The 6,473-nt window shown below is 66.7% G+C and carries 6 protein-coding genes; 2 read left to right on the top strand and 4 right to left on the bottom strand.

The features are described from left to right. The first annotated feature begins 155 nt into the window (after window positions 1–155). Window positions 156–629, top strand: coding sequence for a Cys-tRNA(Pro) deacylase (ybaK, locus tag ACIPIA_RS08265; RefSeq protein WP_400508430.1), 474 nt, complete (start codon window positions 156–158; stop codon window positions 627–629). Between the two features lie 81 nt (window positions 630–710). Next, window positions 711–2,333: an ABC-F family ATP-binding cassette domain-containing protein gene (locus ACIPIA_RS08260; protein ID WP_400508428.1), complete on the top strand. Its 1,623-nt coding sequence runs from the start codon at window positions 711–713 to the stop codon at window positions 2,331–2,333. A 12-nt stretch (window positions 2,334–2,345) separates the two neighbouring features. Here the strand turns inward: ACIPIA_RS08260 and ACIPIA_RS08255 are convergent, their stop codons facing one another. The 4 genes from ACIPIA_RS08255 to ACIPIA_RS08240 all read right to left on the bottom strand — a co-directional run bounded on the left by ACIPIA_RS08255 (window position 2,346) and on the right by ACIPIA_RS08240 (window position 6,374). Then, complete coding sequence (locus tag ACIPIA_RS08255) at window positions 2,346–3,275, bottom strand: glutaminase (RefSeq protein ID WP_400508426.1); 930 nt, start codon at window positions 3,273–3,275, stop codon at window positions 2,346–2,348. Window positions 3,276–3,372: 97 nt separating this feature from the next. Continuing rightward, window positions 3,373–4,563, bottom strand: coding sequence for a diguanylate cyclase domain-containing protein (locus ACIPIA_RS08250; RefSeq protein WP_400508424.1), 1,191 nt, complete (start codon window positions 4,561–4,563; stop codon window positions 3,373–3,375). A gap of 143 nt (window positions 4,564–4,706) precedes the next feature. Beyond that, window positions 4,707–5,498 (bottom strand): class I SAM-dependent methyltransferase, encoded by a 792-nt coding sequence (locus ACIPIA_RS08245; protein ID WP_400508422.1) that lies wholly within the window; start codon window positions 5,496–5,498, stop codon window positions 4,707–4,709. 120 nt (window positions 5,499–5,618) lie between these two features. Further along, window positions 5,619–6,374, bottom strand: a complete 756-nt coding sequence (locus ACIPIA_RS08240) for a Crp/Fnr family transcriptional regulator (RefSeq protein ID WP_400508421.1) — start codon at window positions 6,372–6,374, stop codon at window positions 5,619–5,621. Window positions 6,375–6,473: the final 99 nt, after the last annotated feature.

Raw genomic sequence — 6,473 nt, 5'->3', positions numbered from 1 at the left:
CGAACCCGTGCCCGGCGCCCGCGTGGTGAAGCGGTAACGGCGGCCGGCAACCGGCGCGCCTTGCTTTCCAAGCCGCCGATGAGCGGGTACTGGGCTTCGATGGCGCAGTTCCTCGTGGCTGCGTCCGTTCCGACAGCCCGGACAGGCTCGAGACCATGGCCCAGACGACCCCCGCCACATTGGCGCTGAAGAAGCTCGGGATCAGCTTCGAGCTTCATACCTATGATTATGACCCGAATGCCGAGCGCGTCGGACTGCAGGCTGCCGAAGCGCTGGGTGCGCCGGCGCAGCGCGTGCTCAAGACGCTTATCGCGCAGGTCGACGGCAAGCCGGTCTGCATCGTGCTCGCCTCCGACCGCGAGGCCAGCATGAAGAAGGTCGCCGCGGCCTTCGGCGGCAAGTCGGCGGCGATGATGCCGGTTCCGGATGCCGAGCGGCTGACCGGCTACAAGGTCGGCGGCGTCAGCCCCTTCGGGCAGAAGCGCAAGCTGCCGACGATCATCGACCACGCCGCCTCCGGCGAGACGTTGGTCTACGTCAATGGCGGCCAGCGCGGCCTGCAGATCGCGCTCACGCCCGCCGATCTCCTCAGTGCCGCGGACGCGCGCAGCGCCTCCCTTTCAGCCTGATCGCGGCCTCGCGCCGCCTTTCCTGCCCGCTCCCGATGGCTTAGTGGCACGGGACGCACCGCTCCAAGGTTTTTCAAACGCATGATTCGCTTCGAGAACATCAGCAAGCAGAACGGAAAACAGATCGTCTTCATCGAGGCCTCGGCCGGGCTGCTGAAGGGCGAGAAGGTTGGGCTGGTCGGGCCGAACGGCGCCGGAAAGACCACACTGTTCCGGATGATCACCGGCGAGGAAGCGCCCGACGAAGGCGTGGTCTCGACCGATCGCGGCATCACCATCGGCTATTTCAGCCAGGATGTCGGCGAGATGGCCGGGCGCAGCGCCGTCGCCGAAGTGATGGACGGCGCCGGCCCGGTCAGCACGGTCGCGGCCGAGCTTGCCGAACTCGAAGCCGCCATGGTCGATCCCGACAGGGTCGACGAGATGGAGGAGATCATCGCCCGCTATGGCGAGGTACAGGGCCGCTTCGAGGAACTCGACGGCTATGCGCTGGACGGCCGGGCGCGCGAGGTTCTGGCCGGCCTCGGTTTCAGCGAGGAGATGATGGAGGGCGATGTCGGCGGCCTCTCCGGCGGCTGGAAGATGCGCGTCGCGCTCGCGCGTATCCTGCTGATGCGCCCGGACGCGATGCTGCTCGACGAGCCGTCGAACCATCTCGACCTCGAAAGCCTGATCTGGCTGGAATCCTTCCTCAAGAACTATGACGGCGCCGTGCTGATGACCTCGCACGACCGCGAGTTCATGAACCGCATCGTCGGCAAGATCATCGAGATCGATGGTGGCGCGCTGACGAGCTACTCCGGCGATTACGAGTTCTACCAGCAGCAGCGCGCACTGGCCGAAAAGCAGATGCAGGCGCAATTCGAACGCCAGCAGGCGATGCTCGCCAAGGAAATCGCCTTCATCGAGCGCTTCAAGGCCCGCGCCTCGCACGCCGCTCAGGTGCAGAGCCGCGTCAAGAAGCTCGACAAGATCGAGCGCGTCGAGCCACCGCGGCGGCGCCAGACCGTCGCCTTCGAGTTCCAGCCGGCGCCGCGCTCGGGCGACGACGTGGTCAGCCTGAAGAACGTGCACAAGGCCTATGGCAGCCGCAGCATCTATGACGGGCTGAACTTCCAGATCCAGCGCAAGGAGCGCTGGTGCGTGCTCGGCGTCAACGGCGCCGGCAAGTCGACGCTTCTGAAGCTCGTTACCGGCTCGGCCGAGCCCGATACCGGCACGGTCAACATCGGCGCCAGCGTCAAGCTCGGCTATTTCGCCCAGCACGCCATGGAGGTGCTCGACGGCGAGCGCACCGTTTTCGAGGCGCTGGAGGACCGTTTCCCGCAGGCCGGGCAGGGCTCGCTCCGCTCGCTCGCCGGCTGCTTCGGCTTCTCCGGCGACGATGTCGAGAAGCGCTGTCGCGTGCTGTCAGGCGGCGAGAAGGCGCGTCTGGTCATGGCGATGATGCTCTATGACCCACCGAATTTCCTGGTGCTGGACGAGCCGACCAACCATCTGGACATCGCCACCAAGGAAATGCTGATCACCGCGCTCTCGAACTACGAGGGCACGATGCTCTTCGTCAGCCACGACCGGCATTTCCTCGCCGCGCTGTCCAACCGCCTGCTGGAGCTGACGCCGGACGGCGTCCATGCCTATGGCGGCGGCTATACCGAGTATGTCGCCCGCACCGGGCAGGAAGCGCCGGGATTGCGCAGCTAGCGGTTCCCGCCGCTAGCCCGCAAACACCGACCAGCCCGTTGCCTCGGCCAGCCGCTCCAAAGCGAGCGTGCCGAGCAGGGAATTACCGTTGGCGTTGAGGCCGGGCGACCAGACCGCGATCGCGGCCTTGCCCGGGGCGATGGCGAGAATGCCGCCGCCGACGCCGGATTTGCCGGGCAGGCCGACGCGGAAGGCGAAATCGCCCGAGGCGTCGTAGTGGCCGCAGGTCAGCATCAGTGCGTTGATGCGCCGCGCGCGCTGGGCCGACACGACACGCGGGCCCCCGGGCTCGTAGAGCCCGCCATGCATGAGGAATCGCCCGGCCATGGCGAGCTGTCGGCAGCTCATGGCGATGGCGCATTGATGGAAATAGACGCCAAGCGTCAGCTCGGGCGCATGCGAGATGTTGCCGAACGCCTTCATGTAGTTGGCCAGCGCGATATTGCGGAAGCCGGTGGCCTGCTCCGCCCGCGCAACGGCTTCGTCGATGATGATGGTGTCGTCGTCGGCGAGATAGCGAAGAAAGCGCAGCAATTCGCCGATGGCGACGCGCGGCTCGTGGCCCGCGAGATTGACGTCGGCGACAACCAGCGCGCCGGCGTTGATGAACGGGTTGCGCGGCACGCCCTGCTCGCGCTCGAGCTGGACGATGGAATTGAAAGGCGTGCCGGATGGCTCGCGGCCAACCCGGCGCCAGAGCGTATCGCCGACCTTGCCGAGCGCCTGGGTCAGGGCGAAGACCTTGGAGACGCTCTGAATCGAGAAGGGCTCGTCGCTGTCGCCGGCGGCGTGGACCTGGCCGTCCGCCGTCACCACGCAGAGCCCGAACTGCCTGGGATCGATGCGGGCGAGCGGCGGGATGTAGATCGCGACCTCGCCGCGCCCGTCGGCCTCGCGCATCTCGTCGGCAATGTCGCGGACCAGCCGCGCGATATCCGCCACGCTCAACCCTCCCGGCTGGTGCGGATCTCAGGCAAGCCTCAAGCCGGCCGGTGGGTCAAGCCGGGAAGCAGCGAGCCGCGTGGCCGCCGGAGGGGCGTCACTGTAGGCGCAGCGCCGCGCCGGGCGACGCGCTCTCGATCATCGGCCGCTGGGAGGCGATGACGCAGAGCGACTTGCCCCGCGATTTGGCCTGGTACAGCGCGGCATCGGCCGCCGACATCAGGCTGTTCATGTCGCGGCCGTGCTCGGGAGCGAGCGCGATGCCGACCGACGCGCCGATATTGAGCGTGTGCCCGCTATCCAGCTCATAGGGCTCGGAGATCTCCCGGACGATCCGCTCGCCGAAGCGCTGCAGCTGCGTCCGCTCGGTCTGCTCGGAGAGCACGACGAATTCGTCGCCGCCGATGCGCGCCGCAATGTCGGACGCGCGAACGAGGCCGCGCAGCCTCTCGGCCACCAGCTGCAGTAGGGCATCTCCCGCCATATGGCCAAAGCTGTCATTGACGGCCTTGAAGCCGTCGAGATCGAGATAGACGAGCGCCAGCCCCTTTGGAGGCGCCTCGCTGTCGAACCTCGCGGCGAAGGCCTTTGCCAGCCCCGCCCGGTTCGACAGCCCGGTAAGGATGTCATGCCGCGCGTGGAAGGCGTTCTCGCGCTCGGCCCGCATGGTCGAAATCAGCATCCCGTTCAGCTTGTAGGCCGCCACCGTCATGCTGAAGAGGTAGAACGGAATCTGCATGAAGGTGATCAGCATCATCGGCTCGGACAGGAACGGCGCCGCAAGCACGCAGGGACCGAGGGTCAGCGCGATCATCACGCCCGCCATCCGCGGGGCGGCGAAATTCCGAAAGCAGATGCCGCCGACCATGGCAGCGGCCGACAGGCAGGCGAGTGCCGCCGCGACCCAGTCGCCGCTCATCAGGCTGAGGAAGGTGCCGGCCCCGATGCCGGCCGCCCAGGCCACGCCGAGCAGGAGATAGATGTCCGTCGGTGTCGACTGGCCGCGCTCGGCCCGTTTGCGCGCCGAAATCAGGACGCACAGGCGCACGAAGCAGCAAACCACCTCGAACGCGCACCACAGCGTGAAGGGCAGCGTCGGGATGCGCCAGGCGATCAGGAAGGACACGGCCAACGAATTGATGACGCCGCCGGCGAAGATCGGCAACGTGCCGTACAGGCTGCCCACCAATGCGATCCGGATCTCGGGCGGGACATCCGGGCCAGCGTCCGCAAGCCAGCGCGTAATGCGCCAGCGCGGCAGGCTGAAGCGGAGGACTGGCGCACTCATCGGCTGATCCGGTCCTCTGGCGAGCAGGCCAGCAGAACACCCGGTCGCAGATGCGGCCTAGCAGCGAGGTGTTACGATTCGGTGAGGAAAGCGGCGCGAATCGCGCGTTGCGTGCAGAGCGGGAATGCCAAAACGCCGATATATCAACGATTCTGGCGATAAACCCAGACCCGTGCCGGCGGGATGTTGCGCAGGACCCAGTCCGAGACCGAGGCCTTCAGGCCCGAGCCCTTGCGGGGGATCGGCGAGATCACCGAATAGGTGAACTGGATGAAGGGTGCGCCATCGACGAGGAGCGGGAACGCCTCCTTCGCCAGAGCCGAACGCGTGGCCGGCGGGCGGTTGAACAGTGGCAGGCTCGAGACCAGCGCGATCGCCTTCTCCTGCAGATGGCCGGCCAGCGTCTCGGAAAGCGCGTAGGCATCGCCCTGAACGATCGTCGCCCGCGGGAAGCGCTGGCGCAGCAGCTCGCAGAATTCCGGGCTGTACTCGACGAGGATCAGCCTGCCCTCATCGATGCCGCGCTCGATCAGCGCCTCGGTGACGGGGCCGGTGCCCGGGCCGATCTCGATGACCGGGCCCGGCTGCGCCGGGTCGACATAGGATGCCATCCGCCGGGCCAGGGCCGGGCTGGACGGCGTCACCGAACCGGTGCGAAGCGGATCGTCGATCCAGGACTTGATGAAGCGCGCCTCGTCGCCGAGCTTGGCCTTGGCCTCGCTGACCCGGCTCTTGAACTTCTCGGCCGTACTGCGGACTTCGCTCTCGACCTTGTAACGGACCGCGGCAACCTTGAGCTTGGCCTCGGCGACGCTGTCGACCAGATCGGCCGCCGTCACCCGCACCTCGCCCTCGATCCGCGACGCCACCCGGGACTGACCGAGGCGGGCGGCAAGCGACGTTGCACGCGGACGATGACGAACCGTCGAAGACATGGCACCCCTTGATCGCCGTCCGGACGACGAGTCTGACGCAGCCGAACGTTACCTGCGGCGCATATGGGGTCAAGACCGCCCGCCCGCCAAGCTCTTTTCCATATGGCGACCAAAAACCTGTCAGATCAATGGCCTGAGAGCGGAGCTCTGATCGAAGACCGAGGCCATATGTGCCGTGAGGCGGGGATTGAGCAGCGTCAGGCGACCGCCGGACAATGAGAACAGCCCGGCCTTGCGCAGCCGCGACCAGGTCTTGCTGGTGTGGACAAGGGACAGCCCGAGCGCGTCGGCGAGCTGCTGCTGCGACAGCGGAAAGGCGAAGCTGTCGTTCGTCACCAGTCCCAGTGCATCGGCGCGGTGGTAGAGCGAGATGATAAGCGCGGCGATGCGCTCCCCGGCATTGCGCTGCCCAACCGACATCAGATTGTCGTCGACCAGCCCCTCCTCGCGCGAACTGAGCCAGGCCAGTTCGTAGGCCAGCGACGGCATCTTGACGAAAAGATCCCAGATCCGCCGGCGCGGAAAGACGCAGAGCTCGACATCGGTGAGCGCTTCGATGCCATGCTCGGCTGCGCTCAGCAGTGAGGCCTGCATCCCGACGAGATCCCCGGGCAACAGGAAGTTCAGGATCTGGCGGCGACCATCGGGCAGCGATTTGTAGCGGAAGGCCCAACCCGAATAGAGCGTGTACAGTTCGGCATCCTCCTGACCGGGGTGGATGATGTCGGCCCCGGCCGGCAGCGGGCGGTGATCGAGCTTCATCGCCTGGATGAAGCGAATCTCGTCGTCGGTCTTGTCCTTGAAGGCGGGCTTCAGGCGCAACGGGCAGGCCAGGCATGGAGTGCCCAGCCGCCCCGGCTTGCTGACGATGTTCATGAATGGACGCTCCCCCATATCCGCCGCGATGGCGCCGGCGATCATCAAACCCGGAAGGACCGCCAAGCGTTCCCCTGCGTGGGATTTCGGGAACAATCG

The organism is Allobosea sp. CER48 (assembly GCF_044752385.1).
GTDB lineage: Bacteria > Pseudomonadota > Alphaproteobacteria > Rhizobiales > Beijerinckiaceae > Allobosea.
The sequence above is the reverse complement of the archived record's forward strand: the minus strand, read 5'-3'. Positions and strand labels throughout refer to the sequence as shown.

Excerpts from the sequence above, each read along its gene's own strand:
- ACIPIA_RS08260 (WP_400508428.1), top strand. The coding sequence starts at position 711 with ATGATTCGCTTCGAGAACATCAGCAAGCAGAACGGAAAACAGATCGTC.
- ACIPIA_RS08245 (WP_400508422.1), bottom strand. The coding sequence starts at position 5,498 with ATGTCTTCGACGGTTCGTCATCGTCCGCGTGCAACGTCGCTTGCCGCC.
- ACIPIA_RS08250 (WP_400508424.1), bottom strand. The coding sequence starts at position 4,563 with ATGAGTGCGCCAGTCCTCCGCTTCAGCCTGCCGCGCTGGCGCATTACG.
- ybaK (WP_400508430.1), top strand. The coding sequence starts at position 156 with ATGGCCCAGACGACCCCCGCCACATTGGCGCTGAAGAAGCTCGGGATC.
- ACIPIA_RS08240 (WP_400508421.1), bottom strand. The coding sequence starts at position 6,374 with ATGAACATCGTCAGCAAGCCGGGGCGGCTGGGCACTCCATGCCTGGCC.